The organism is Lentzea sp. NPDC060358, assembly GCF_042725365.1.
Classification (GTDB): domain Bacteria; phylum Actinomycetota; class Actinomycetes; order Mycobacteriales; family Pseudonocardiaceae; genus Lentzea.
Map to the genome: position 1 here is coordinate 1 of NZ_JBHXCW010000064.1, position 26,182 is coordinate 26,182.

A 26,182-nucleotide genomic window follows, 5' to 3' on the forward strand; every position below is an offset into this window, starting at 1 on the left:
CTTCTGGGGCGGGCTGGCCAAGCGCTCCGTCCAACTGGGCTGACGGGCGCCGGGGGCGGGGCATCCCGGGAGGCGGGGCCACCACCGTGCCGCTCAGCAGCAACAGCACCACCGGCCCCAGCTCCAGCACCGCGAACACCGACAACGCCCGCCCCAGCACGAAGTCACCCCGCACCAGCGCGAACACCCGCACCACCGCCACGGCCGCGATCAGCGCGACCGTCCCCAGCAGCGGCCCGGCGAGCACGCCCAGCAGCAGCGCTCCCCCGCCCCACCACGCGAGCCGCCCCGGCGGCGGCGTGGGCGCCTCGCGGTGGAACCCCAGGCACAGGCACGCGAACGTCACGATCGCGGGCAGCTGGAACACCAGCCACGTCCCGACGAACGTCCCGAACAGCACCCCGGGCCCGATCGACACCAGCGCGAGCAGCTTCGCCGCCGTCCGCTTCCCCGCCAGCAGCGCCGCGAACGCCGCCACCGGCAACACCGCGTACAGCGCACCCGCGCCCGGGCCCGGCAGACCGGACGTGACCGCCGCGCTCTGGATCGACACGCCGGCCTGCAGCACGCCGGCGAGCAACCCGATCACGCCCAGCGCCCGCGCGACCTCCCCGTGCCACGCCGCCCCGGACGCGCCCGGTGCCGCCCCCGCCGCGAAGCGGGTCCGCACCGCGAGCCCCAGCACCGCCCAAGTCTCCCCCCACCCCGGCCAGCCGTGCTCCAGGTCCAGGTCGTCCTCCCGGCCCGCCAGGAAGATCCCGACCATCTCCTCCTCGCGGTCGCGCCGGTACCACCCCGGCAGCACCTTCAGCAGCGTCCGGTACCGCCGCTCGAGGTTGCTCATCCGTTGCTCGCCCACGCCTGGACGCCCCTCCCCCTCAGCACGGCCGAAGCCGCCCGCACGTTCGCGCTGAGCCGCGCGACCTCCGCCTGCAGCGCCCGCACACCCGAGTCGGTGAGCTTGTAGTAGCGCCGCAGCCTCCCCTGGTGCACCTCCTCGCGGTCGCGCTCGGCGAGCCCGTCCGCGACCAGCCTGTCCAGCACCCCGTACAACGTGCCCACGCGCAGCACCATCCGCCCCTCGGACAGCTGCTCCACCGCCTGCACGATCGCGTACCCGTGCAACGGCTCCTCCGCCAGCGCCGTGAGCACGAGGAACGCCTGCTCGGACATCACTCGACCACTCATGTCGCTGAATATATCGAGACGCGAGCTATGTTGAGAAGCCGACCACCGGCAATCGTTGAATTCGGTCAACACTGAAATTATCGAGCTACCCGAGCCGAATACATGTTTGAAGACCTTGAACCGCGGCTATGTCCCACCCGACGTACCAGGTCGCGGGCGAAGGGGCGGGAGATGGACCGTGGGGATTCCTCATGATCGGGATCCAGGCACTAGGGTGACCCGCCGTGGACGCCCTTCCCGATCCGACAGATGCCCTGTCCGCTGTTCCTGTCGCGGGTTCCCGACGCTCGACGCCGGTGGTGGGGCACCTCAAGTTCTTCTTCGGCCCCATGGACTGCGGCAAGTCGACGCTCGCCCTGCAGATCGACCACAACAACTCGCGGCAAGGCCGGCGCGGGCTGCTGCTGGTGCGGCACGACCGGTCGGGCCGGCCGCAGATCTCGAGCCGCATCGGCATCACGCGCGAGGCCGCGGAGATCCGCGACGACGACCTCCGCCGGCTGGTGCGGGCGGAGTGGGCGCTGGGCCGGCGGGTGGACTACCTGATCGTCGACGAGGCGCAGTTCCTCACGGCCGAGCAGGTGGAGCAGCTCGCGGAGCTCGCGGACGACGTCCAGGTCGACGTGTACTGCTTCGGGCTGGCCACCGACTTCCGCGGCGAGATGTTCCCCGGCTCGCAGCGGCTGTTCGAACTGGCCGACGAGCTCAAGGCCATCCAGGTCGAGGTGCTGTGCTGGTGCGGCGTGCCGGGCCGGTTCAACGCGCGAGTGCGGGCTGGACGAGTGATTCGCGCCGGGGACACGGTCCTGGTCGCCGACACGGTGCCGGACACGGAACAGCACCGATCGGGTACGGAGAGCAACGGTGTAACCGACGCCACGGAAACTACTGTGCGCTATCAAGTGCTCTGCCGGCGTCACTTCCGGTTGGGTGACCTGGGCCCTGACGTCGCACAAAGTGGTCAGCTCCGGTTGGCATAGGCGACTACCCACCGCCTCCTCTAGGCCATTAGAGTGATGCATGAGCGCAGGAGCTTGATAACGCGTCACGATCCTGTGGCGATCGCATCCATTAGTAGGAAGCCTTCGTTGACGAGTGAACGACGTCACTGTGGGCGACCATGAGAGCGAGCCGGAAACAAACGGAGCAATCCGGGCGTTGCACACGGTGAGCAAGAAGCCTGGGCCCCGGCCCTGAGCCGAGCGAAAGGACACCGCCATGGCCGACCGCGTTTTGCGTGGAAGCCGGCTCGGAGCAGTCAGCTACGAGACCGACCGCAACCACGATCTCGCTCCGCGCCGGGCAGCGCGGTACGCCTGCCCCAAGGGACACGACTTCGAGGTCCCGTTCTCCGACGACGCCGAGTTGCCGCCGACCTGGGAATGCCGTCTCCACGGCACCGAGTCGAAGATCATCGACGGGGTCGAGCCGGAGGTGAAGAAGATCAAGCCGCCGCGCACGCACTGGGACATGCTCCTGGAGCGCCGGTCGATCCCCGAGCTCGAGGAGCTGCTCGACGAGCGCCTCGAAGAGCTTCGCGGACGCCGCACCCGCACGGCCTGATCTCCTCGCAGACGCTTCAAGCCGTCCCGGTCTCCCGCCGGGGCGGCTTCTTGCGTCTCTCAGGAGGCTTTCGCGGCCGCGGCGACCAGGTTCCGCCCCCACCACACCCCGGCGGCCGCCAGGACGCCCCAGATCGCCAGCGCGACCAGCGAACGGGGTGATCCGAGGTCGTCGAGCGCGTCGCCCAGCACCGCGGCGAGCACGGTGGAGGGCACGAGGCCCAGCGCGGTGCCCAGGGCGAAGTCCCGCGCCCGCACCGCCGTGACGCCCGCGGCGAAGTTCGACAGCGTGAACGGCACCACCGGCAGCAGCCGCAGCACGAGCGTGGCCTCGACGCCGCGCCGGGTGAAGAGCCGTTCGACGACCTCCAGCCGCTCCCCCAGCCAGCCCTGCACGGTGTCGCGGCCGAGCCTGCGGGCCACCGCGAACGCGATCAGCGCGCCCGCCGTGAACCCGGCGACGGCGAGCGCGCTCCCCCACCCCACGCCGAACAGCAGCCCCGCCGCCGTGCCGAGCACCGGTTTCGGGAGGAACACCGCCGTGCCGATCGCGCACACGGCCAGGAACAGCACCGGGGCCGCCGGTCCCGCGCGGTCCACCACCGAGCGCAGCCCGCTACCGTCGGGCAGGTCGACCAGCTGGGCGAGGACGGCGAACGCGACGACGAGCAGCACGAGGACGATCAGGCCCGGACGTCGCATCGCTCCAACGTACCCGGCAAGCTGAGGGCCATGACCGTGCAGCTGCCGTCCGGCGAAAGCATCCCCGCGCTCGGCATGGGGACGTGGATGATGGCCGAGGACTTCGCCCGGCGCGACGAGGAGGTCGCCGCCCTGCGGGCAGGTCTGGACGAGGGGCTCTCGCTGATCGACACGGCGGAGATGTACGGGGGCGGCTCGGCGGAGTCGCTCGTCGGCGAGGCGATCGCCGGGCGCCGCGACGAGGTGTTCCTCGTGTCGAAGGTGCTGCCCGGCAACGCGAGCGCGGCCGGCGCGGTCCGGGCGTGCGAGGAGAGCCTGCGGCGGCTCGGGACCGACCGGCTCGACCTCTACCTGCTGCACTGGCGGGGCCGCTTCCCGCTCGCGGACACGCTGGAGGGGTTCGCGGCGCTGACCGAGGCGGGCAAGATCCGGCACTGGGGCGTCAGCAACCTCGACCTGGCGGACCTGCGCGAGCTGACGGCGTTGCCGGGCTCCTGCCAGACCAACCAGATCCTCTACAACCTCACCCGGCGCGGCCCGGAGCACGACCTGCTGCCGTGGCAGGCCGGCGCCGGGATCCCGGTGATGGCCTACTCCCCCGTCGAGCAGGGCAGGCTGCTGGACTCACCGGTGCTCGCGTCCGTGGCGCGGCGGCACGGCGCGACCGCCGCCCAGGTCGCGCTGGCGTGGGTGCTGCGCCTGCCGTTCGTGACCGCGATCCCCAAGGCGGGCACGGTCGAGCACGTCCGCGACAACGCCCGCGCGACCGGCCTGGTGCTGACCGAGGAGGACCTGGCCGAGCTCGACCGGGCTTTCCCCGCACCGGCCGGGCCGCGGCCGCTCGAGATGCTCTGACCGCACGACGACGCCCTCCGCGCTCGCGGAGGGCGTCGATTCGCCGGTGCCGTCCCCTCGAGGACAGGCCCTAGCGCGGTTCGTAGGTCAGGCAGTTGGCCTGGTGGTCACCGGCGCCCTGGCCGACCCGCACGCTCTGCGCCGTGCACTCCAGCGACGCGTTGTGCGTGCAGTCCGTGCGCGAGCAGGCGCCGACCTGCGCGACGACCTTGTCCAGGCCGCCCTTCGTGCCGAGCGGGATGAACGTGCCGCAGTCCGCGGCCCCGTTGTCGCCGCGGACGGTGATCGCGAAGGCGTGGCAGCCGTCGTGGTTGTACGAGCAGGCGCTCACGCTGCAGTCGTGGACTGCGGGCATCGCCGGGTTCTCGAGGGTGGTCATGTCCGCTCCTGCCGTGGTGGGAAAGGTTCGGTTGTCCCGGACCCTGCCACCGCCACGACGGGCCCGCAATTCGAGCGGAATTAGGGGAGCCTATCCTTCAACAATCATTCCGTCCTTGATCTCACGGCCCGAACAGTAAACGCCGCGCTCGTTCCCCACGCCTGACACAGGCGCACTGAGCTGCAGTTTCCCGCCGGAACCCAACGCCTTCGACGTGAAGCGGACTCGGTTGGGAACCATCCGGAAGAAGCGGATCCGGCGCACGGCGATCGCCGCGATCCACTCTTCCGGGATCGGCCTTTCCCGATACGAACCCCTATCGGCAGAACAGCACGAGCCGAGGTGTGAAAACGAGCAGGCCCCGATATCGGCTCGCCACCGCCACCCGCCGGGAATAACCGGGGGACGGTCCGGTTAGGCTAGGTGATACGTCAACTAGCTGGGTCGGGTGTGCTGTGGAGATCGCTGTTCTGGGTGCGGGTCACGTCGGTCCCGTGCTCGCGCGCCTCGCCCTCGCGGCGGGGCACACGGTGTCGATCGCGGGCTCGGGCGACCCCGCGCGGATCGCGATGATCGTCGAGTTCCTCGCACCAGGCGCGGTGGCGGCGTCCGCCGCCGACGCGGTCGCGGACGCAGGCCTCGTGGTGCTCGCGATCCCGTGGCACCGGTTCCCCTCGCTCGACCCGGCGCCGTTCGCGGGCAAGGTCGTCGTCGACGCGATGAACCACTGGCCGCCCGCCGCCGCCCCGCTGGGCACCAGCGAGCAGGTCGCGGCACGGCTCACCGGCGCGCACGTCGTGAAAGCCCTCAACCACATCGCTTACCAGGACATGGAACCCGCCGCGGGACGCGCCGCCGGGGTCGCCGGCGACTCCCCCGCCGCCGTGGCCGTCGTGTCGGGGTTCCTGCGCGACATCGGGTTCGACCCGGTGCCGGTCGGCCCGCTGAGCGCGGGAAGGCACCTGGAGCCCGGCAGCCCGCTCTTCGGCGTCGCGGCCGGCCAGCCCGACTTCGAGAACCTCCCCACGCTCGCGAAGGAGCAGTCATGACCACGTTCGGGCTCGACACGTTCGGCGACGTCACCCACGACGCCACCGGCACCCCTCTCAGCCACGCCCAGACCATCCGCAACCTCGTCGAGGAGGGCGTGCTCGCCGACCAGGTCGGGCTCGACTTCTTCGGCATCGGCGAGCACCACACGCCCGACATGCCGCTCTCGGCCGCCGACGTGGTGCTGGCCGCGATCGCCGCCCGCACCACGCGCATCCGCCTGGGTTCCGCGGTGACGGTGCTGAGCTCGGACGACCCGGTGCGCGTGTTCCAGCGGTTCTCCACGCTGAACGCGATCTCCGGCGGCCGCGCGGAGGTCATCCTCGGCCGCGGGTCCAGTGTGGACTCGTTCCCGCTGTTCGGCTACGACCTCGCCGACTACGAGGACCTGTTCGAGGAGAAGACGCACCTCTTCGCGGAGATCCTCCGTGGCGGCCCGGTCACCTGGCAGGGCAAGACCCGCGCGGCGCTGCACGAGCAGGACGTCGTGCCGTTCAGCGAGCCGTTCCCCACGTGGATCGGCGTGGGCGGCAGCCCGCAGTCCGTCGTGCGCGCCGCCACCTACGGCTTCTCGCTGATGCTCGCGATCATCGGCGGCGACCCGGCGCGGTTCGCCCCGTTCTCCGAGCTCTACCGGCACGCGCTGGAGAAGTTCGGCCACGAGCCGCAGCCGATCGGCATCCACTCCCCCGGCCACGTCGCGCCGACCGACGAGCAGGCGCGCGAGGAGTTCTGGCCGCACTACCTGGACCTGATCGGCCGACTCGGCAAGTCGCGCGGGTTCGCCGCCCCCACCCGCGAGTCCTACGCCCGCGAGGTGGGCCCGCAGGGCGCGTTGTTCGTCGGGTCGCCGGAGACGGTGGCGGCGAAGATGGCGCGCACGATGACGACGCTGGGCGCCAGCCGGTTCGACCTGAAGTACGGGATGGGCGGGCTGTCGCACGAGTCGCTGCTGCGGACGATCGAGCTGTACGGGACGCAGGTCGTGCCGCGGGTGCGGGACCTGCTCTCCTAGGCCCCCGGCCGTTCCAGCAACCGGGCCACGGCGACCGGGTTCGAGTACTCGCGGATGCGGCGGATCAGGCCGTCGCGCACGTCGAACCGGAAGACGTACCGGTTGCGGTACGGCTCCCCCGTCCCGGCCACGGTCATGTCGCCGTGGCACTCGGCGAACACCGTCTCGCCGGCGGTGGAGAACTCCAGGTCCCGCCAGCGGATCCGGTCGAACGTGACCGCTCCCGTCCGGACCCAGTCGAGCAGGGCCTGCTTGCCCGTGACGGTGTCCACGGGCGCGAGTGCCCCGTGCACGGTCAGCGGGACCTCCATGACGACGTCCGGTGCCAGGTGCGGCTCCAGGACCTCCGGTGACTTGGACTCCGTCGCGGCGAAGAACGCCTCGGCGTGGTGGCGCATCTGCGTGCTCCCGTCAGGCGTTCGCGGTCGTGCGGATGGTCTCGAGGTGGTCCCACAGCGCGCGTTCGCGGCCGGGGTCGTAGGACTCGCCGGACGACCGGGTGACGCGGGTCCGGTCCACGTAGGAGCCCGACGGTGCGTCGACGCCTCCCAGGACGGCGTCGGCGAGCTTGCGGCCCGCGGCGGCCGGGGTGTCGGCGAACGGGGTCAGCGCCAGGGGGACGGTGAGCCAGCGCATCGCGAACCTGCCCACCGGTCCGGCGTCGCGGGACAAGCCCGTGCGCGGGACAAGGCCGGGGTTGTAGGAGGTGATGGTGATGCCCGGTGGCAGCCTCCTCGCCCACTCGTGCACGAGGTGGATCGCGGCGAGCTTGCTGGTCGTGTAGGCGGTCCTGCCCGCCGTGACCGAGCCGGGGTCGGGGAACGCGCCGGGCCGGGACAGCACAGCGGGAGCGGACCACCGGGGTGCGGGCATGGTGCCGCCGGAGTGCTTGAAGTCGCCGAAGTGCGTGTCGCTCACGGTCACGAGCAGCCGCGCCGGTGCCGTGAGCAACGGGACCAGACCTGCGATGAGCAGGTGGTTGGCGAGGACGTTCACGGCGAACGTGGTCTCGTGGCCGTCCGCGGTCGCGTGCAGGGCGTCGCCGAGCGAGACGCCCGCGTTGCCCGCGAACCCCGTGATCGGGGGCACGGCGCCGTCCAGGTGCAGGGCGCGGATCGCGTCGACGGCGGAACCGACACCGGCCACGCTCGCCAGGTCGGCGTCGACCAGCGTCACGCGCGGCCCCTGCAGGTCCTCGCCGGACCGGCCGCGGGCGAGCACGACGAGGTGCATCCGCGGATCTCTGCGCAGCAGTTCGGCGGCGGCCACGCGGCCGATGCCGCTCGTGGCGCCGGTCATCACCAGGGTGTGCATCGTCAGCCTTCCGGTTGAGTTGACATCGTCAACAGAAAACACCTTTTCGGTGGACGCTGTCAACTCAACCGGAAGGCGGCTTAGGATGACCCGGTGACGACGCGCGCCGAGACCGCAGCCGCGACCAGGCAGGCCCTGCTGCGGGCGGCGGAGGAACTCCTCGACCGCGGTGGCGTGGAAGCGGTGACGTTGCGCGAGGTCGGCGGCGCGGCGGGGCTGTCGCGATCGGCCGCCTACCGCCACTTCGCCGACAAGGACGCGATGCTCACGGCGATCAGCTTCGCCGGGTGGGAGGAGCTGACCGCGCGCTTCCAGGACATCGCGGCGCGGTCGGTCGAGAGCCCGGCGGCGGCCCTGCGGGAGGCGATCGGCGAGTTCCTCGCCCTCGCCCGCACCAGGCCCGGCCGCTACCGCCTGATGCTGACCCGCGCCCCCTTCGGCGACCTGGCGGCGGAGGTCGGCGAGCGGTCGCAGGACGTCTTCCACACCCTGGTCGCCCGCGTCGTCCCGGCCGGCCGGGCGCGGCCGTTCGCGGGGCTGATCATGGCCGCGGCGCACGGCATCGCCGATCTCGAGGCGGGCGGGCAGCTCGACCCGCGCAAGTACGACGCGGACGGCGACGCGCTCGTCGACCTGCTCATCGCCACCCTGCCCGCCCGCTGAGCGTCACTTCTTCGACGAGGCGATCTCGCACTCCTTGGCGTGCTCCAGGCCCAGCGTGATCGACGCGGCGTCGTTGTTCGGACCGCCCAGCGACCAGGTGATCATCTCGGCGCCCGGTTCGTTGAGCACCTCGACGTAGCGCACTCCCTTGTCCCGCAGGCACTGCACGACGCGCTGGGCGAAGTCGAGGGCCTCCGGGTTCGCGGGGTCCTTCTCCCACGGCGGAAGCGGCACCTTGGAGGCGCAGGCCTGCACCGCCTTGTCGACCTCCTCCTTCATCGGCTGGGACTGGCCGTGGGCCGCGTCCGCCCTGCCCTTCTTGTCCAGGCCGAACCCGGCCATGCACTGGTCGTACGGGGCGTTGAGGGCGTCGAGGTCCTCCGGGGTCATGTCGAGGCGTTCGCGCGGGCGTTGCTCCTGGGCGGCCGGGCCGGAGGACGCGGCGGCCGGCGTCGAGATCGAGGCGACCTCGGGCTGGGCGGCCGGCGCCGAGCAGGCGGCCAGGAGCAGCAGCAGGGCGAGCGGGGCCTTCTTCATCGGGAACCTTTCACACGGAGAGCGCCTGCGTCGGCGTGAGCCGGGCAGCGCGGATGGAGGGGTAGAGACCTGCGGCGGCGCCCACGGCGAACGCCGCCAGCACACCGGCCGCGAGGACCGGCAGGGGCAGGACGAGCGGCCAGCGGTGCCAGGTGGCGTAGCCCGCGACGCCGAGCGCGCCCAGGGCGGTGCCCGCGAGCCCGCCGAGACCCGAGAGCAGGACGGCCTCGGTGAGGAACTGGGCCCTGATGTGGCCGCGGGTCGCGCCGAGCGCTCGCCGCAGGCCGATCTCGCTGCGGCGTTCCAGCACCGAGATCACCATCGTGTTGGCCACGCCGACGCCGCCCACGAGCAGCGCGACGCCCGCGAGGCCCAGGAACAGCGCGCTGTAGGAGTTCTCGGTGGCGCGCTTGGCCGCCAGGGCGTCGGACGGCCGCGACACCTGCACGAGGCCGGGCACCTCCCCGTGCAGCGTCGCCGGGAGCACGGCGCGCACGTCCTCGATGGCCTCCTCGCGGGCCTTCACGTACACGACCGTCGGGTGGCCGTCGAAGCCCAGCTGGGTGCGGGCGGCCTCCCAGCCGACGAGCACCGACCGTTCGACGTCGGGGGCCAGCGGCATCGGGCCGAGCACCCCGACGACGGTGAACCAGTGCTCCCCCACGAACACCGCCGGGTGCTCCCCCACGTCCCGGATGCCGAGCCGGGACGCCGCGACGTGGCCCAGCACGACGGACGGGAAGTCCGGGCGCGGCAGGAACTCGCCGCTGCGGACGTGCCCGTTCACCACGTCGAGCAGGCCGGGGGTGGTGGCGAGGACGGTCAGGTCGGAGCTGTGGCCGGGGTCGAGCAGGTCGTTGCGGCGGACGCGGGCGTGGGTGTTCGCCACGGCCGCGGCGGTGGTCACCGGGCCGATCCGCCGCACCATCGCCACCGACGACTCCGGCAGCAGCACCGGGTCGTCCTGGCGCGGGGCGGGCTGGACGCGCAGCAGGTTGGTGCCGAGCGCGGTCAGCTCGTCGAGCAGCGCCTGCTGGCTCGACGCCGGGATGCCGGTGACCACCACGACGGTGGCGATGCCCAGGGCGATGCCGAGCGCGGACAGGGCGGCGCGCAGCCTGCGGGTGCGGATGCCGAGCGACCCCAGTGCGAGCAGGTCGGCGAACGAGAGGCGTCTCACCGCACGCTCCTCATGACGACGGTCCGCTCCGACGCGGTGCCCGTGCCGGAACCGGTGTCCGCGACGATCCGGCCGTCGCGCAGCTCCACCCGGCGCGGCAGCGAGGCGGCGATGTCGCGGTCGTGGGTGATCAGGGCGATGGTCGTGCCCTGGCGGTTCAGCTCGCGCAGCAGGTCCAGCACGGCGTGGCCGGTGGCGGTGTCGAGCGCGCCGGTCGGTTCGTCGGCCAGCACCAGGGACGGGTTGTTCACGACGGCGCGGGCGATCGCGACGCGCTGGCGTTCGCCGCCGGAGAGCTGCTGCGGCCGGTGGTCGGCGCGGTGCCCGAGGCCGACCCGTTCGAGCGCCGCCACGGCCAGGTCCCTGCGGTCCCTGCGCCGCACGCCCGCGTACAGCAGGCCGGTGGCGACGTTCTCGGTGGCGGAGAGCGCGTCGGAGAGGTGGAACTGCTGGAACACGAACCCGAGGCGGCTGCCGCGCAACGCCGACAGCTCGCGGTCCGGCAGCGTCGAGACGTCCCGGCCGTCGATCTCCACCGTTCCCGACGACGGCAGGTCCAGCGTGCCGACGAGGTGCAGCAGCGTCGACTTGCCGGAGCCGGACGGTCCCACGATCGCGAGCAGCTCACCCGAGCGGACCTGCAACGACACGTCGTCGAGCGCCGTCACGCCGCCGGGGTGGTGCTTGCTGACCGAGCGCAGCGCGAGCACGGGAGGGGTCACTGCGCCGTCACCACTTCCAGGCCCTCGGTGATGCCGGTACCGGAGATCTCCACCTGGTCGTGCGAGTACAGGCCGGTGGTCACGGCCTTGAGCGCGCCGCCGGGCAGCTGCACGGCGTACCCGCCCTCCTTCAACGCGACGAGCGCCGCGAGCGGCACCGTCAGCACGCCCGTGCGGCTCTCGGTGGTGATCTTCAGCCGGACCGGCGCGGTGTCCAAGTCCTCGACGTCCGCCGGCTTGTCCGGCGTGACGACGACGTCGACCTGCGCGCCACCGCCGTTCTCCGGCGGCGGCGCGTTCGTCACCGACGTGACCGTGGCGGGCACCTCGCGGTTGTCCGGGCGCACGACGGCGACCGCCAGGCCGGCCTTGAGCGCGCCCGCCTCGGCCACCGGCACCTCGGCGGTGACCAGCCGGGTGGTCGGGGTGAGCTCGAAGAGCTCCTCGGCGGCGGACGCGCCGAGCTGGGCTTTCACGGACCCGACCCGCATCGGCCGGTCCAGCACCAGCACGCGGCCGGGCGCGAGGACGCCGTTCTGCTCGACGCCCACGGCCTTCTGCCACTTCTTGACCGCCTCGACCACGCGCGGGGTGAGCTCGGCCTTGGCCACGTCCTTGGGCCGCGTGCCGACCTGGTAGCCGAGCGCGGCGAGGTTGTCCATCACCACCGCGACGTCCGAGCCCTTGACGCCCGGTGCGTCGAGCGCGCGGAACAGGGGTGTCGCACCGTAGAACACGACGACCGGCTGGTCGTCCACGCGGTACAGCTCCTTGCCCAGCTCGGTGGCCTGACCGGGCGCGGGCAGCTTCGTGACGGTGCCGGCGCCCCCTTTGACGGGGCGGGCGGTGCCGAACCCGAGGTTCGCCTGCAGCAGCCGGGTGTTCGCGAGGTCCCCCTTGCGCACGGTGGTGGTCTTCACCTCCGGTGGGGGCGCCGCGGCCGGTTCGTCCGGTCTCCCCCGCACGACCAGGAAGACGGCGGCGACGGCCACGACGAGCAGCGTGGCCGCGATGACGGTGTTGCGCATGCGGTGGATCTTCGGAGGCACTTGTGAGGATCCTGTGTCGAACCGGTGACCGCCCCGAGGGCGTCCCTATGATCGCCGGGTGAGCGCTCTCATCCTGGTCGCCGAGGACGACGTGAACCAGGCCGAGCTGATCCGCCGCTACCTGGAGCAGGACCACCACCGCGTGCTCGTCGTCCACGACGGACGCGACGCGCTCGACGTGTGCCGCTCCCGCGGGCCTGCTCTCGTGGTGCTCGACCTGATGCTGCCGGGTCTGGGCGGACTGGACGTCTGCCGGGCGCTGCGAGCCGACTCGGACGTGCTGGTGCTGATGCTCACCGCGCGGTCCACCGAGGACGACCTGCTGCACGGGCTCGGCATCGGCGCGGACGACTACATGACCAAGCCGTTCAGCCCCCGCGAACTGGTGGCGCGGGTGCGGACGCTGCTGCGCAGGCGCCCGGCGGAGAAACCGGTGCCGTTGCTCGCGGTCGGGCCCATCGTCGTCGACCCGGTCCGGCACGAGGTCACGGTGCGGGGCGAGCGGATCGAGTGCACGCCCGGCGAGTTCGGTCTGCTGGAGGTGCTCGCGTCCGAAGTGGACCGGGTGTTCTCCCGCGAGCAGCTGCTGGAGCGGATGCACGGCCTGGACAGCTTCCTCACCACCCGCACGATCGACACGCACGTGAAGAACCTGCGCCGCAAGATCGAGGCCGACACCCGTGCGCCGGAACACCTGGTCACCGTGTACGGCATCGGCTACAAGCTCACGGCGGGGCGTCGTGGCGCGCCGTAGCGTCTTCGCCCGGCTGCTGCTGGTCGTGGTGCTGATCGCGGTGTGCTCGATCGCCGCGACCGCGTGGCTCGCGACGCAGCTCACCAGGGCGTCGATCGCGCGGGAGCAGGGCAGGGAGCTGGCCGCGGACAACCGGATCTACGCGGCGCTGCTCGGCTACGCGGCGGCGCACCGCGACTGGTCCGACGTGGACGGCCACCTCGACTCCCTGCTGCGCGAGCACCCCGGCCGGCGCGTCGTGCTGGTCACGAGGGACGGCCGGACGATCGTCGACCGCGGCGGCGCGGGCGGCCAGCTCCCGGCCACGGCCGCGGCGGTCGTCGACCCGCTCGCCGTCGACCCGGTGCTCGTGCCCGGCGCGCCCGCCGACCGGATCGACGACCGGGTGCTCGGGCCGTTCCGCACCCCGATCGCCTTCCGCGACCGGGAGGACCGCACGGGGTCGCTGTTCTGCCTGCGGCTCGTGCGCAAGGAGCAGGCGCGGCTCGACTGCCGGGAGGACGACCTGCCGTTCGACACGGCGGCCGACTTCGCCGCGCTGCTCGACCTCGAGGACCTCGTCGGCGCCTGCTTGGCGCGCCGGTCGCTGCCCCCGGTCGACCTCGACCCGGACTACACGCCCGCCGGCAAGCAGTCGGGCGTGCCCCCGCCGGACGAGCCGGCGGTCGCCGCCTGCGTCGCCTCGTCCCGCCGGGAGCAGCTCACCCCGTACGTGGCACCGCCCGCCCTGCTCTACCTGACGACCTCCGCCGGTCCGCCGACGGCCGCGATCTCGTTGCCGGGCAACGAGTGGCAGGTGGTCGGCGCCGCCGCGGCGGTGCTGCTGGCCGCGGTCGGGGTGGCGGCGCTCGCGGGCGCGCGGATCACGCGACCGCTGCGGGCGTTGACGGCCGCCGCCGACCACATGTCCGCCGGGGGCGACATCCCGCCGGTGCCGGTGCGCGGGCAGGACGAGATCGCCGGGCTCACCAGGGCGTTCAACACGATGGCCGCGAACCGGGCGCAGCTGGAGCACGCGCGCAAGGCGATGGTCAGCGACGTCGCCCACGAGCTGCGCACCCCGCTGAGCACGATCCGGGGCTGGCTGGAGGCCGCCGAGGACGGGGTGAGCGAGCTCGACCCGGCGCTGGTCGCGTTGCTGCTCAAGGAGGCGCTGGTCCTGCAGCACGTCGTCGACGACCTGCAGGACCTCGCGGTGGCCGACGCGGGCGCATTGCGGCTCACCGTCGTCGCGCAGCCGGTCGCGGCGGTGCTGGAGCAGGTCCGCGCGGCGCACCAGGCACGCGCGGCGCAGGCCGGTGTCACCGTGACCGTGCGGGCGGACCCGTCGCTCGTGGTGCACGCGGACGCCGTGCGGTTGCGGCAGGTCCTCGACAACCTCGTCGCCAACGCCCTGCGGTACGTGCCCTCCGGTGGCTCGGTCACCCTGGGCGCCGTCCCGGATGCCGGACACGTTCTGCTCACCGTCGCGGACACCGGGCCGGGCATCGCCGGGGAGGACCTGCCGCACGTCTTCGACCGGTTCTGGCGGGCCGACCCGTCGCGTTCCCGCAGCACAGGGGGCAGCGGGCTGGGTCTCGCGATCGTGCGCAAGCTCGTCGAGGCGCACGGCGGGACGGTCGATGTGATCAGCACAACAGGTGTCGGAACGACGTTCCGCGTCCGCTTGCCGGAACTCGGCTGATACTGCCAGCGTTGGACCGCTGGAGGAGAAACCGGTGATCGTTCCCATGCCAGCGAGCGCGCCCCGTCGCACGGGCTCGTTCGTGCTGACCGAAGACGTGACCGTCCGGGTGACCGGGCAGGCCCGCACCGCGGCGGCGATGCTGCGCGAGCACATCTTCCGGCAGACCGGGTACCTGCTCGCCGAGTCGCCCGACGGCATGCTGATGGTGTCGCACGACCCGGCGATGCGCGGCCTCGGCCCCGAGGGGTACGCCCTGCTCGTCAGCAACGACGCGGTGATGCTGCGCGCGGGCACCCAGGCCGGGCTGCGCCACGGCGTGCAGTCGTTCCGGCAACTGATGACCCGCGACGGCACGGTCCGCGCGGCCGACGTCCGCGACTCCCCCGCGTTCGCGTGGCGCGGGGTGTCGAGCGCGCTGCTGCCGCCCGCCGAGATGCGCCGGGCGATCGACCGGATGGCCGCCTACAAGCTCAACGTGCTGCACGTCTTCCCCGAGGGCGACCCCGACGCGTTGCGGGAGCTGGTCGAGTACGGGCGCGACCACGGCGTGACGGTGGTGCCCGAGCTCAGCCCCGCGACGGTCGAGCTGCTCGAGCTCTTCCCGAGCCGCTGGGTGCACATCGGCAGCGCCAAGCTCGGCACGAAGTTCGCCGGCCTGCTCGAACGCCACGGCAAGCTGCCGGTGAGGTGGCACGACGGCGGTTCGGACGTCCTCGGCCCGCACGGGCAGCTCGTGGAGGGCGACGACGTGCTGCGCGCGGTCGCGACCGCGGGCTGGGTGGGCGGTCAGCGGACGACGTCGGCGGTCGCGCCCGCCTGGTAGTCGTTGACAGCCGCGGTGTGAACGCTGGTCGCGCCGCGCGGCTGTTCACATGTTTATCGTTGAAATGCCCGGTCTCGTCCCGGTTTTTCGGTGCCCAGGCCTATCGGGGTGTCGGCCGAAAGCCGGATCGCCTTGTTCCCCATGGCGGCGAATTCGCTTGACCGGTGCGGAAGTGGTCACCTGTTGATCGGCTGTTGCCCTGTTCCGGCGACCTGGCCGGGCGGGTGATCACGTGCCATCGTGTCGATGTGCGGGGGATGTCGGGGGTGCGGGCGGACCACCCTTTCCGGTTGCTGCTCGTCGAGGACGACCGGGAACTGGTGGAGCTGCTCGCCGCCGTGCTGCGCGGCGAGGGCTACGTAGTGGACACGGCGTTCGACGGGCAGCGCGGACTGCACCTCGCCCTCACCCAGCCCTTCGACGTGGTGGTCATCGACCGCGGCCTGCCGGTGATCGACGGCCTGGACCTGTTGTCCCGGTTGCGGTCCCGGTCGCTGCGCACCCAGGTGCTCGTGCTGACCGCGATGAGCTCGGTGCACGACCGGATCGACGGGCTCGACGCGGGCGCCGACGACTACCTGACCAAGCCGTTCGACCTGGGCGAGCTGACCGCCCGGCTGCGCGCGCTGTGCCGCCGTGCCGCGGAACTGGCCGCGGTGCTGCGCATCGGCGAGGGGCGGCTGGAGCTGGAGCAGCACCAGGTGGTGCTGCCCGACGGCGAGAAGATCCCGTTGACGGCGCGGGAGTTCGCGCTGCTGCGGGTGCTCGCCACCCACCCCGACACCGTGCACACGCGGGCGGCGTTGCGCAGGACGGTGTTCCAGGACGCCCCCTCGCAGTCCATTGTGGACACCTACGTGCACTACCTGCGGAGCAAGGTCGGGCGCTCGGTCGTGCTGACGGTGCAGGGGATCGGCTACCGGTTGGGGGCGCTGTGAACGCGGAGGCGGAGATCCGGCGCGCGCGGTGGCGGGTGAGCCTGCTGGTCGGCGCGGCGATCACCCTGGTGATCGCGTTCGTCGGCGGGATCGCGTACCTCGTGATGGCGCAGGCGCAGCAGACCCAGGTGGCGCGCGAGCTGCGGTACAACGCCCGGTACGGGGTGCCGGACGTGGCGCCGCGCTGCGCGTGGGTGTTCGTGCTGGAGAACGGTGTGCTCGACCAGGGTGTGCTGGCCGTGCCGGCCGGCTTCCCGCTGCGGCCGGACCTCGACTCCGTCGTGTCCTCCGGCGTGCAGGTCGAGCGGTCGGTGTCCGCGAACGGCACGGAGTACGAGGTGCTGACGGCGCCGGGCGCGAACGGCACGACGGTGCAGGCGGTGTTCGACCTGCGCTACCAGCTCGCGGACCGCCGGCACCTGCTGCTGGCACTGGGCATCGCGCAGGCGGCGGGCCTGCTGGTGGCGGCCCTGATCGGCTTCGGCGTGAGCCGCCGCGCCGTGGGCCCGCTCGCCGAGGCCCTGGCCCGGCAACGCCGCTTCGTCACCGACGCGAGCCACGAACTGCGCACCCCGATCGCCCGGGCCCACCTGCGCGCGCAACTGCTCGCCGCCGCCGTGCCCGACGCGCAACGCGGCAACCTCGACGCCCTGGCCCGCTCGATCCGCGGCCTCGCGGACGTGGTGGACGACCTGCTGCAGTCGTCGCAGCTCGGCGCGTTCGAGGGCCGCCCGGTCGACTTGGCGGACGTGGCCGAGGCCGCCGTCGTCGGCGAGACCGAACGGGCCGCGCAACGCCAGATCACGGTGTCGCTCGACCACCCCGGCCACCCGCTCGTGGTGAGCGGCGTCGAGACGGCGCTGCGCCGGGCGGTGGACGAGCTGCTGGCCAACGCCGTGCGGCACACCCCGGAGGGCGGGCGGATCTCCGTGTCCGTCGCGGCCGTGTCCGGGGTGGTGGAGCTGGCGGTGACCGACACCGGGTCCGGGTTCGAGCCGCGGGAGGCGGAGGGGTTGTTCGAGCGGTTCCGCGGCGGGGAGGGCGGGTTCGGGCTGGGGCTCGCGCTCGTGCGGGAGGTCGTCGCCGGGCACGGGGGGACCGTGGAGGCCGTGGGGCGGCCCGGGGCCGGGGCCCGGTTCACGTTGCGGGTGCCGCTGGCCGCGCAGGCCGGCTCAGGGGTCCCCTGGTCGTCTGGGTCCCCCGCTGCCCACCGTACCGAGCTGGTCTGACAGTTCCGGCCGCGTCGAGCTGGCCGCCCGGGACGAGCCGGCTGGGACAAGCAGCGGCGCACAGGCCGCGTGGAGCTGGCCGCGTCGTTCGGACCGCCTCGATCAGGCCGCCCAGCACAAGCCGCCTCGGACAAGCCGCACAAGCCGCCGCCTCACCACTCGCCCGCCACCACCACCTCCGCCGCCACCCGCACGTCCTCGTCCAGCGGACGGTCCGGGTCCACCGGCTCGATCGCCTCCGCCAGCGCGTCCAGCAGCGCCGCGCACCGGGGTGCGGTCGGGCGGCGGGCTCCCACGTGCGCCGCCTGGCGCAGGCCCAGGGCCAGGGAGCCGCACAGCAGGCGGAGCAGGCCGGCCAGGTCGTAGGAGCGCAGGGCGGCCTGGGTGCCGAACGGGACCACGTCCTGGTTGTGCAGGTTCGTCGGCAGGCTCTGGGTGCTGGCGGGCAGGACGTTGCGGCGGATCTCCGCCACGAAGGCCGTGGTCGCGAGTTGCACGCCCTGCAGGCCGTGTTGCTGACCGGGGCCCGCGGCGAGCATCGGGGGCAGGCCCGTGTTGCGGGACGGGTCGACGAGGAGGTCGAGCTGGCGTTCGGCCACGTTGCCCAGGGAGGCGGTGACCATCGCCAGGACGTCGGCGGCGTAGGCGGCGGGTTGGCCGAAGAAGTTGCCGCCGTGCGCCACGAGGTCGTCGTCCGGGAAGAACAGCGGGTTGTCGCTCACGCCGCCCAGGTCCGCGGCCACCACGCCGTCCACGTAGCGCAGGGCGTCCTCTGCGGCGCCCAGGAGCTGGGGTGCGCAGCGGATGCTGTACGGCTCCTGCAACGCGCGGGTGCCGCTCGGGGTGCAGCCGGCCAGCGTCGTGCGCATCGACTCGCCCACCGACACGGCGCCGGCGTGGCCGAACGCGGAGATCAGGCGGGCGTCGGCGAAGCCGGGATCGGCGCCGAGGAGGTCCACCAGCAGGCACGTCAGATCGGTCAGGGCGCGGTGGGAGGCGCGGATCGACGCCAGGGACAGGGCGGTGGCGGCGGTGGTGACGGACGTGCCGTTCACCAGGGCCAGGGCGTCGCGGCCGTCGAGTTCCAGCGGGGACAGGCCCGCGGTGGTCAGGGCCTCGAAGGCCGGGCGGCGGACGCCGTCGACGTAGGCGTGGCCACGGCCGCGCAGGGCCTGGGCCGCGTAGGCGAGCGGGATCAGGTCGCCGCTGGCGCCGACCGAGCCGTAGCGCGGGATCGCGGGCACGAACGTCGTCGCGAACATCGCCGCCAGGCCCGACACCACGTGCGCCGACACTCCCGACAGGCCCTGGGCCAGTGACCAGGTGCGGACCAGCAGCGCGGCTCTCGCGACGTCCAGCGGGAGGTCGGGGCCCTGGCCCGCGCCGAGGTGTGCGAGGGTGTTGTCGCACTGGTCGGCGGCAGAGGAACGGCCCGCGTAGCCCACGAGCGCGCCGAAGCCGGTCTTCAGCCCGTACACGGGGCGGTCGTCGTCGACCAGCGTGCGCAGGTACGCGCGGCCCCGCGCCACCCGCTCCCGCACGGCCTGCCCGGCCAGCACCTCGAGCGGGGCCGAGGCGCGCTGGAGCTGCGGCACGGTCAGCGGTGAGCCGAGGTCCACGGACGTGTCTGAGGCGGTCGTCGTCACGGCACGGACGGTAGGCACGCGATCTCAGAAAGTTCTGAGATCGCCTGGGTAGCTTCCCCGCCATGGCGTACGACTACCTGATCATCGGCGCGGGACCGGCCGGTTTGCAGCTCGCCGCACTGCTCGAGCGGGACGGTCGCGACTACGCCGTCCTCGAGCGCGGCAGCGGGGCCGGCACGTTCTTCACCCGGTACCCGCGGCACCGCAAGCTCATCTCCATCAACAAGGTCCACACGGGGTCGGCCGACCCCGAGCGCCGGATGCGGATGGACTGGAACTCGCTGCTGCTCGACGACCCGGAGCTGCTGTTCACCCGCTACTCCCCCCGGTACTTCCCGGACGCCGACGACATCGTGCGCTACTTCCAGGACGTCGCCGACGGCCTGGCGGTGCACTACGACATCGATGTCACGCGGATCTCCCGCGACGAGAGCGGGTTCACCGTCCTCGACCAGAACGGCAAGACCTGGCAGGCCGCGCACGTCGTCATGGCCACGGGCGTCTCGCAGCTCTACGTGCCGCCCATCCCCGGCATCGAGCACGCCGAGCGCTACGACACCTTCGACACCGACCCCAGCTCGTTCACCGGCCAGCGGGTGCTGGTGATCGGCAAGGGCAACTCGGGCTTCGAGACCGCCGACGCGCTGGTCGAGCACGCGGCCGTCATCCACGTCGCCGGACCGCACTCGGTGAAGCTCGCCTGGCAGACCCACTACGTCGGGCACCTGCGGGCGGTGAACAACAACTTCCTCGACACCTACCAGCTCAAGAGCGAGAACGCGGTCATCGACGGCACGGTCGAGCGCATCGAACCCCGGCCGGAAGGCGGTTTCCGGATCCAGTTCCGCTACGCGCGCACGGTCGAGAAGCTGCGCGAGCTGGAGTACGACCGGATCATCGCGTGCACCGGTTTCCGGTTCGACGCCTCGATCTTCGACGGCAGCGCGCGGCCGGAGCTGATCATCAAGGACCGGTTCCCGCACCTGACCTCGGCGTTCGAGTCGACGAACGTGCCCGGCCTGTACTTCGCGGGCACGATCACGCAGTCGCGGGACTTCAAGAAGTCCACCAGCGGCTTCATCCACGGCTTCCGCTACGGCGCCCGCGCGCTGCACCGCGTCCTCAACGCCCGCCACCACGACACCCCGTGGCCCGCGAAGGAGCTGGAGCTGTCGCCGGAGGCGATCAGCGACGCCCTGATCGCCAGGGTCAACACCTCCTCGTGCCTGTGGCAGCAGTTCGCGGTCATCGGCGACGTCGTGACGGTCGACGGCGAGAACGCGCGGTACGAGGAGGAGGTGCCGGTCTCCTACGTCGCCGACGGCGGGCTCGGGCCGGGTGAGCACCGGTTCGTCGCCACGCTCGAGTACGGGCCTGACCACGACACCGTGGACCCGTTCGACATCACCGTCCCGCGCGTCGCCGAGAACGACGCGGTCAACGCCGCCGACGCGAGCTACCTGCACCCGGTGGTCCGGTACTACCGCCACGGCGTGCTCGCCGCGACGCACCACCTCGCGGAGAACCTGGAGAACGACTGGGACCTCCCGGACGTGCACCACCAGCCGCTCGGCGCGTTCGTCAAGGAATGCCTTGCCGGCGCGTGAGACCGGGCCGTTCCCGCGCGCGGTGCTCGACGTGCTCGGCGCCGCCGCGGACCGGCCGGTGTTCGAGCACGGCACCCGCGTGGTGACCGGCGCGGAACTGCTCGGCCTCGTCGCGCGGATCGCGACCGGGTTGCGCTCCAGGGGCATCGGGCCCGGCGACGGGCTCGCACTGCTGCTCGGCGTGAACCCGGAGGCGTTCGCGGCGATCCTCGCGGCGCACGCGGTGGGCGCGCGGGTGGTCGGCGTGCGGCCGGGGCTCACCGACGCGCAGGTCTGGCACCTGCTCGGCCTCGACATCACGGCGGTGGTGACGGACGCGGAGGACGACGAGCTCGGATCGGCCCTGCCGCGGCTCGACGTCGCCACCCTGCTCGCCTCGCCCGCCGACACCCCGGAGTGCGCCGGGCGGCCGGACGACGTCGCCCGGCTGATCCACACCAGCGGCAGCACCGGCGCGCCCAAGGCCTGCGCGCAGACCTACGCCTCGCTCTCCCACGCCTGGAACGTGCGACCGGACGCCTGGCCCCCGGTGATCGGGGACCTGGCGACCCGGCTCGACCGCTACCTCGTGTTCGGGTCGCTGTCGAGCTACGTCATGTTCGAGTACGCGGTCCTCACGCTCACCGCGGGCGGCACCGTCGTGGCCGCCGGCAACCCCGCCGACGCGATCACCCGGCTGCGCGCGACGGCCCGCGTGATCACGGTGCCCGGCCTCGCGAAGCTCGTCGCCGCGCAGAAGTCCGACCCGGCGGACCTGTCGACGCTCAAGGCGCTGCTCGTCTCCGGCTCCCCGCTGACGCCGGAACGGCACCGCGAAGCGCTCGAGGTGCTCGGACCGGTGGTGTTCCACGGCTACGGCCAGACCGAGACCGGCATGATCTCGATGGCCGGCCCGGCCGACCGGCCCGGCACGGTGGGCACACCGCCGACGGACGTGGAGATCCGCGACGGCGAGCTGTTCGTCCGCACGCCCGCCCAGGCGAGCTCCTACTGGGACAACCCGGAGGAGTCCGCCGAGGTCTTCGTGGACGGCTGGGTCCGCACGCGCGACCTCGGCCGGTTCGACGACGACGGCAACCTCGTGCTCACCGGGCGCGCCAGGGACGTCGTGATCGTCAACGCGAACCTGCACTACATCGGCCCCATCGAGCACGCGATCGCCGAGCACCCGGACGTCGCCGAGGCCTACGTCGTCGCGGTGCCGGACGACGAGACGGGCGAGGCCGTCCACGCGTTCGTCGTGCCCAGGGCGGACCGCGTCCCCGAGCTCGGCGAGCTGCGGGAGCTCGTCGCGCACCGGGTGGGCGCCGCCTGCGCCCCCGTGCGCGTCACCGCCATCGCCGAACCCCCGGTCGCACCCAGCGGCAAACCCGACAAGCGCCAGCTCGCCAAGTTGATCGGCACAGCGTGAGGAGAGAGACCGTGTCCAGCGAGGTTTCGACCGAGTGTCTCGTGATCGGCGCCGGTCCGGCGGGCCTGCAGGCGTCCTACCTGCTCACACAGGCCGGGCGCGACCACGTCGTGCTGGAGGCCGGCCCGGGGGCGGGGACGTTCTTCACCCGCTTCCCCCGGCACCGCCAGCTGATCTCGATCAACAAGGTCCACACGGGCTGGGACGACCCCGAGCTCAACCTGCGGGTCGACTGGAACTCGCTGCTCTGCGACGACCCCGAGCTGCTGTTCACCGGCTACACGCCGCGCTACTTCCCGCACGCCGACGACATGGTCCGCTACCTCGGCGACTTCGCCGTGAAGAACGACCTCCCGATCCGCTACGACACGCGCGTCGTGTCGGTCACCAGGCCGGACGACTTCGTGGTGCGTGACCAGCACGGCGGCACCTACCGGGCGAAGCGGGTCATCGTCGCGACCGGTGTCTCGCAGCAGTACGTGCCGGACATCGACGGCGTCGAACACGCCGAGCACTACTACGACGTCTCGGTGGACCCGCAGGACTTCGTGAACAAGAAGGTGCTCATCATCGGGCGCGGCAACTCCGCGTTCGAGACCGCCGACGCGCTCGTCGAGACGGCATCGGTCATCCACGTCGCGGGACCCGGCTCGCTGAAGCTGGCCTGGCAGACGCACTTCGTCGGCCACCTGCGGGCGGTGAACAACAACTTCCTCGACACCTACCAGCTCAAGTCGCAGAACGCGGTGCTGGACGGGCACATCGCGGGCATCCGCCGCGACGGCGACGACTACCTCGTGAAGGTCAGCTTCCAGCGGGTCGACGAGGTGATCAAGGAGATCCGCTACGACCGGGTCATCCTCGCCACCGGCTTCAAGTTCGACGCGTCCATCTTCGCCGACGAGTGCCGGCCGCAGCTCACGATCAAGTCCCGCTTCCCCGACCAGACCGCCGCCTGGGAGTCGGTGAACGTCCCCGACCTGTTCTTCGCGGGCACGATCACGCAGATGCGCGACTTCAAGAAGTCGACCAGCGGGTTCATCCACGGCTTCCGCTACGGCGTGCGCGCCCTGCACCGGATCGCCGAGCAGCGATACCACGGCGTCGACTGGCCGAGCAGACACGTCGCCAAGGCCGACATCACCGAGGCCGTCATCGAGCGCGTCAACCGGACCTCCGCGCTGTGGCAGCTCTTCGCGTTCCTCTCCGACTCGGTCCTCATCGGACCGGACGGAACCGCGCGCTACCTGGAGGAAGTGCCGGTCGCGCACCTGCACGAGGCCGTGGCGCGCGGCGAGTTCGGCGACGTCGACACCTACCTCACGGTCACGCTGGAGTACGGCGCCGACCACGACAAGGTCAACCCGTTCGACATCACCGCGGGCCGCACCTCCCAGCAGGACACCAGCGGGCTCGACGGCCGCTACCTGCACCCCGTGGTCCGGCACTTCCGCGGCGGCGAGCTGCTCGGCGAGCACCACATCACCGAGAACCTCGAGAACGAGTGGGACAGCGAGCAGGTGCACAAGGCCCCGCTGCGCGCGTTCCTGGGCTCCCGCTGGTGAACCCGGCTCTCGCGGAGCTGCACGACAAGGCCCGCACGGTGCTCGACGGTGTGCACTACGACTTCTTCGCGGGCGGGGTCGGCGACGAGGTCGTGCTCGCCGAGAACGAGGCCGCGTTCCGGCGCCTCGCCCTGCTGCCCAGGGTGCTGCGCGGCGGGCCGGTCCGCACCGACCTGCCCGCGCTGATCTCGCCCACGGCGTTCCACAAGCTCGCCCACCCCGAGGGCGAGCTCGCCTCCGCACGGGGCGCGGACGGCACGGTCCTGGTGTCCAGCATGGCCTCGACCGTGCCGATCGCCGACGTCGTCGCCGCCGCGACCGGGCCGGTCTGGTTCCAGCTCTACGTGCAGCCGGATCCGGCCGTCACCGAGGCGCTGGTGCGGCGGGCGGAACGGGCGGGCTGCGCCGCGCTCGTCGTCACGGTCGACTCCCCCGTGTTCGGCCGCCACCGGCGCGACATCGAGCACGGCTTCCACGACCTGCCCGCCGGACTCGCGGCGGAGAACATGCGGGACCTGACCGAGCCGGGCCTGCGGGACATCGCGATGTCGGCCGAGGTGTCGTGGGAGCACCTCGGCCGGCTGCGCGGGACGACCTCGCTCCCGGTGTGGGTCAAGGGGGTGCTGCACCCGGCGGACGCGGTGCTCGCCGTGGAGCACGGGGTGGCGGGGATCGTCGTGTCCAACCACGGCGGCCGCCAGCTCGACGTCGTGCCCGCCTCCCTCGATGCGCTGCCCGCCGTGGCCGACGCGGTCGCCGGACGGGTGCCCGTCGTGCTCGACGGCGGAGTCCGCGGCGGAGCGGACATCGCCCTGGCGCTCGCGCTCGGCGCCACGGCGGTGGGCATCGGCCGGCCCGTGCTCTGGGGGCTGGCCGCGGACGGCGAGGCGGGCGTGCGGCGCGTGCTCTCCGTGCTGCGCGAGGAGTTCCTGCACGTGCTCACGATGTGCGGCGGCGAGCTCACCCGCGACATGGTCGTCGTGAGGGGGCCGCGGTGCTGAGCCGGCTGCCCGCACGCGTGGTCGCGTTGCGCGCCAAGGTGTTCGAGAAGGTCAACGGCGACAACGCCATCACCTTCCCCAACGAGCAGGTCGGTCCCGACCGCTTCCAGGAGCTCTACAGCCACCCCGCCGCGAACGGCCGCAGCCGCGGAGCCGGGCTGTCGGACCTGTTCTGGTACTGGCTCGCCCCCGGACCCGAGGTGCACCAGGAACACCTGGAGGCGGGCCCGCGCTACGACGACGTCGCCCGCACGACCCGCGCCTTCCTCGCCGGGTCGAGCAGCGAGCTGGCCGGGGCCGCCACCCGCTGCACCGCGAAGGTGCTCGACGAGGTGCTCACCGGACGCGTCACCGAGGTGCGGCTGCGCGAGCTGATGATGCCGGTGTGGGCCGAGTACTTCCACGAGGTCGTGTTCGGCGAACCCTGCCCCCGCCACGCCCGCGACCTGATCGTCGGCCACGCCACGGACGTCGTGAACTCGTTGAAGTGCACGGGTTTGCGCCATCCCGCCCGCCGCGCGCGCCTCACCCGGTACCTGCGGGTGCGACTCGCCGACGTCCGGCTCCCGCTGCCCTCGGCCCTGTCCGAGACCGAGCAGGTCCACTACCTGCAGGGCACCTACTTCAACACCGCCGTCGTGCAGATGTCCGAGGCGATGGCCCACCTGCTGCTCGCGCTCGCCCAGCACCCCGGGGCCGCCGCACGGGCGGGCGAGGACCGGTACTTCGCCCACGTCCTCGACGAGACCTTCCGGCTCTACCCGCTGTTCGGCATCGCCCACCGCATCACCACCGCCGACATCGTGCTGGACGAGCACACCTCGTTCCCCGCCGGATCGGTGCTGTGCTTCAGCTACCCCGCCTACCACGCGACCGGCTACGCGAACCCGGAGGAGTTCGACCCGGGCCGGTGGGAGAACACGGCCGCCCGCAACGAGCACCACATCCCGTTCGGCGTCGCCGCCAACCGCCCCTGCCCGGCCTGGCGGCTCGCCCCCGTCGTGATGCGCGCCGCCGCACGGGAGGTCCTGCGCCGCGGCACGCTGCACTCCTCCGTCACGCACACCCGGTCGCTGCCGAGCCGGGGTCCGTGCCTGCTGGTCCGCGGCGGTCCCCCGCCGCGGCGACGACTCGCCCTGATGCGTGTGCGCGACCGCTGGGAAGACGTCTGGCGCAGCGTCGTCCAGCTCGTGCTCGGCACCGTGATGGTGCTGCACGCCCATCGCCTGCGGATGGCGGGGCGCTATTTCGACACGCACGACCCGCAGGGTTGCCCGGTCCGGCACTGACTCCAGGAGATCACCC

The 26,182-nt window shown here is 72.6% G+C and carries 26 protein-coding genes and 1 pseudogene; 16 read left to right on the forward strand and 11 right to left on the reverse strand.

The genetic code is table 11. The features are described from left to right. A pseudogene (locus ACFWGZ_RS16190) lies at positions 1–844 on the reverse strand (hypothetical protein); the annotation flags it as partial. Beyond that, entirely contained in the window at positions 841–1,173 is a 333-nt protein-coding gene (locus tag ACFWGZ_RS16195; protein ID WP_382452327.1) for a PadR family transcriptional regulator, read from the reverse strand. The pseudogene ACFWGZ_RS16190 and the gene ACFWGZ_RS16195, both read right to left, overlap by 4 nt. 239 nt (positions 1,174–1,412) lie before the next feature. On the opposite strand from ACFWGZ_RS16195, the gene ACFWGZ_RS16200 reads away from it, so the two are divergent. Further along, positions 1,413–2,168: a thymidine kinase gene (locus ACFWGZ_RS16200; protein ID WP_382452297.1), complete on the forward strand. Its 756-nt coding sequence runs from the start codon at positions 1,413–1,415 to the stop codon at positions 2,166–2,168. Between the two features lie 238 nt (positions 2,169–2,406). Next, the gene (locus ACFWGZ_RS16205; RefSeq protein ID WP_065919117.1) at positions 2,407–2,751 is read left to right on the forward strand and encodes an RNA polymerase-binding protein RbpA; all 345 of its coding nucleotides are present in this window, start codon (positions 2,407–2,409) and stop codon (positions 2,749–2,751) included. A gap of 59 nt (positions 2,752–2,810) precedes the next feature. Here ACFWGZ_RS16205 and ACFWGZ_RS16210 read toward each other — a convergent pair whose 3' ends face one another. Further along, on the reverse strand, positions 2,811–3,452 hold the full coding sequence (locus tag ACFWGZ_RS16210) for a TVP38/TMEM64 family protein (protein WP_382452298.1): 642 nt from the start codon (positions 3,450–3,452) through the stop codon (positions 2,811–2,813). Positions 3,453–3,482: 30 nt separating this feature from the next. Here ACFWGZ_RS16210 and ACFWGZ_RS16215 point away from each other — a divergent pair, with 30 nt between their 5' ends. Then, positions 3,483–4,307 carry an aldo/keto reductase gene (locus ACFWGZ_RS16215; RefSeq protein ID WP_382452299.1) on the forward strand — a complete coding sequence of 275 codons (825 nt, stop codon included), beginning with the start codon at positions 3,483–3,485 and terminating at the stop codon, positions 4,305–4,307. A gap of 70 nt (positions 4,308–4,377) precedes the next feature. On the opposite strand, the gene ACFWGZ_RS16220 is transcribed toward ACFWGZ_RS16215, so the two are convergent. Next, positions 4,378–4,686 (reverse strand): DUF1540 domain-containing protein, encoded by a 309-nt coding sequence (locus ACFWGZ_RS16220; RefSeq protein WP_382452300.1) that lies wholly within the window; start codon positions 4,684–4,686, stop codon positions 4,378–4,380. A gap of 455 nt (positions 4,687–5,141) precedes the next feature. Between ACFWGZ_RS16220 and ACFWGZ_RS16225 the strand changes: the two genes are divergently transcribed. Together ACFWGZ_RS16225 and ACFWGZ_RS16230 are read left to right on the forward strand one after the other, a co-directional pair. Next, positions 5,142–5,735, forward strand: coding sequence for an NADPH-dependent F420 reductase (locus ACFWGZ_RS16225; RefSeq protein WP_382452301.1), 594 nt, complete (start codon positions 5,142–5,144; stop codon positions 5,733–5,735). Next, positions 5,732–6,751 (forward strand): LLM class flavin-dependent oxidoreductase, encoded by a 1,020-nt coding sequence (locus ACFWGZ_RS16230; RefSeq protein ID WP_382452302.1) that lies wholly within the window; start codon positions 5,732–5,734, stop codon positions 6,749–6,751. The genes ACFWGZ_RS16225 and ACFWGZ_RS16230 overlap by 4 nt, the downstream gene beginning before the upstream one ends. Here the strand turns inward: ACFWGZ_RS16230 and ACFWGZ_RS16235 are convergent. Both ACFWGZ_RS16235 and ACFWGZ_RS16240 read right to left on the reverse strand, forming a co-directional pair. Beyond that, a complete protein-coding gene (locus ACFWGZ_RS16235) occupies positions 6,748–7,149 on the reverse strand; it encodes a nuclear transport factor 2 family protein (protein WP_382452303.1) in 402 nt (133 codons plus the stop codon). The two genes, ACFWGZ_RS16230 and ACFWGZ_RS16235, sit on opposite strands and share 4 nt — an antisense overlap. 13 nt (positions 7,150–7,162) lie before the next feature. Then, positions 7,163–8,065, reverse strand: a complete 903-nt coding sequence (locus tag ACFWGZ_RS16240) for an SDR family NAD(P)-dependent oxidoreductase (RefSeq protein ID WP_382452304.1) — start codon at positions 8,063–8,065, stop codon at positions 7,163–7,165. 93 nt (positions 8,066–8,158) lie between these two features. Between ACFWGZ_RS16240 and ACFWGZ_RS16245 the strand changes: the two genes are divergently transcribed. Next, positions 8,159–8,728 carry a TetR/AcrR family transcriptional regulator gene (locus tag ACFWGZ_RS16245; protein ID WP_382452305.1) on the forward strand — a complete coding sequence of 190 codons (570 nt, stop codon included), beginning with the start codon at positions 8,159–8,161 and terminating at the stop codon, positions 8,726–8,728. A 3-nt stretch (positions 8,729–8,731) separates the two neighbouring features. Here the strand turns inward: ACFWGZ_RS16245 and ACFWGZ_RS16250 are convergent, their stop codons facing one another. Genes ACFWGZ_RS16250 through ACFWGZ_RS16265 form a run of 4 tightly spaced genes read right to left on the reverse strand, consistent with a single transcriptional unit; the run spans position 8,732 to position 12,195 of the window. Next, positions 8,732–9,265, reverse strand: coding sequence for a hypothetical protein (locus ACFWGZ_RS16250; RefSeq protein WP_382452306.1), 534 nt, complete (start codon positions 9,263–9,265; stop codon positions 8,732–8,734). A 10-nt stretch (positions 9,266–9,275) separates the two neighbouring features. After that, entirely contained in the window at positions 9,276–10,445 is a 1,170-nt protein-coding gene (locus ACFWGZ_RS16255) for an ABC transporter permease (protein ID WP_382452307.1), read from the reverse strand. Beyond that, entirely contained in the window at positions 10,442–11,167 is a 726-nt protein-coding gene (locus tag ACFWGZ_RS16260) for an ABC transporter ATP-binding protein (protein WP_382452308.1), read from the reverse strand. Before ACFWGZ_RS16260 ends, ACFWGZ_RS16255 begins: the two co-directional genes overlap by 4 nt. Further along, positions 11,164–12,195 carry a peptidoglycan-binding protein gene (locus tag ACFWGZ_RS16265; RefSeq protein WP_382452309.1) on the reverse strand — a complete coding sequence of 344 codons (1,032 nt, stop codon included), beginning with the start codon at positions 12,193–12,195 and terminating at the stop codon, positions 11,164–11,166. The genes ACFWGZ_RS16260 and ACFWGZ_RS16265 overlap by 4 nt, the downstream gene beginning before the upstream one ends. Before the next feature lie 79 nt (positions 12,196–12,274). Here ACFWGZ_RS16265 and ACFWGZ_RS16270 point away from each other — a divergent pair, with 79 nt between their 5' ends. The 5 genes from ACFWGZ_RS16270 to ACFWGZ_RS16290 all read left to right on the forward strand — a co-directional run bounded on the left by ACFWGZ_RS16270 (position 12,275) and on the right by ACFWGZ_RS16290 (position 17,647). Next, positions 12,275–12,970, forward strand: coding sequence for a response regulator transcription factor (locus ACFWGZ_RS16270; RefSeq protein ID WP_382452310.1), 696 nt, complete (start codon positions 12,275–12,277; stop codon positions 12,968–12,970). Then, the gene (locus ACFWGZ_RS16275; RefSeq protein ID WP_382452311.1) at positions 12,957–14,654 is read left to right on the forward strand and encodes an ATP-binding protein; all 1,698 of its coding nucleotides are present in this window, start codon (positions 12,957–12,959) and stop codon (positions 14,652–14,654) included. Before ACFWGZ_RS16270 ends, ACFWGZ_RS16275 begins: the two co-directional genes overlap by 14 nt. Positions 14,655–14,688: 34 nt before the next feature. Then, positions 14,689–15,480 (forward strand): glycoside hydrolase family 20 zincin-like fold domain-containing protein, encoded by a 792-nt coding sequence (locus ACFWGZ_RS16280; protein WP_382452312.1) that lies wholly within the window; start codon positions 14,689–14,691, stop codon positions 15,478–15,480. A 257-nt stretch (positions 15,481–15,737) separates the two neighbouring features. Continuing rightward, positions 15,738–16,418, forward strand: coding sequence for a response regulator transcription factor (locus ACFWGZ_RS16285; protein WP_382452313.1), 681 nt, complete (start codon positions 15,738–15,740; stop codon positions 16,416–16,418). Then, positions 16,415–17,647: a sensor histidine kinase gene (locus tag ACFWGZ_RS16290; RefSeq protein WP_382452314.1), complete on the forward strand. Its 1,233-nt coding sequence runs from the start codon at positions 16,415–16,417 to the stop codon at positions 17,645–17,647. Before ACFWGZ_RS16285 ends, ACFWGZ_RS16290 begins: the two co-directional genes overlap by 4 nt. A gap of 152 nt (positions 17,648–17,799) precedes the next feature. Here ACFWGZ_RS16290 and ACFWGZ_RS16295 read toward each other — a convergent pair whose 3' ends face one another. Further along, positions 17,800–19,293, reverse strand: coding sequence for an aromatic amino acid ammonia-lyase (locus ACFWGZ_RS16295; protein ID WP_382452315.1), 1,494 nt, complete (start codon positions 19,291–19,293; stop codon positions 17,800–17,802). Between the two features lie 62 nt (positions 19,294–19,355). Here ACFWGZ_RS16295 and ACFWGZ_RS16300 point away from each other — a divergent pair, with 62 nt between their 5' ends. From ACFWGZ_RS16300 to ACFWGZ_RS16320, 5 genes are read left to right on the forward strand one after another with little or no spacing between them, the layout of a single operon-like run. Next, on the forward strand, positions 19,356–20,900 hold the full coding sequence (locus ACFWGZ_RS16300; RefSeq protein ID WP_382452316.1) for an NAD(P)-binding domain-containing protein: 1,545 nt from the start codon (positions 19,356–19,358) through the stop codon (positions 20,898–20,900). Further along, positions 20,887–22,311 (forward strand): class I adenylate-forming enzyme family protein, encoded by a 1,425-nt coding sequence (locus ACFWGZ_RS16305; protein ID WP_382452317.1) that lies wholly within the window; start codon positions 20,887–20,889, stop codon positions 22,309–22,311. Before ACFWGZ_RS16300 ends, ACFWGZ_RS16305 begins: the two co-directional genes overlap by 14 nt. 11 nt (positions 22,312–22,322) lie before the next feature. Continuing rightward, a complete protein-coding gene (locus ACFWGZ_RS16310; protein WP_382452318.1) occupies positions 22,323–23,876 on the forward strand; it encodes an NAD(P)-binding domain-containing protein in 1,554 nt (517 codons plus the stop codon). Next, complete coding sequence (locus ACFWGZ_RS16315) at positions 23,873–24,877, forward strand: alpha-hydroxy acid oxidase (RefSeq protein WP_382452319.1); 1,005 nt, start codon at positions 23,873–23,875, stop codon at positions 24,875–24,877. The genes ACFWGZ_RS16310 and ACFWGZ_RS16315 overlap by 4 nt, the downstream gene beginning before the upstream one ends. After that, positions 24,871–26,166 (forward strand): cytochrome P450, encoded by a 1,296-nt coding sequence (locus tag ACFWGZ_RS16320; RefSeq protein ID WP_382452320.1) that lies wholly within the window; start codon positions 24,871–24,873, stop codon positions 26,164–26,166. The genes ACFWGZ_RS16315 and ACFWGZ_RS16320 overlap by 7 nt, the downstream gene beginning before the upstream one ends. The last annotated feature ends 16 nt before the right edge of the window (positions 26,167–26,182 follow it).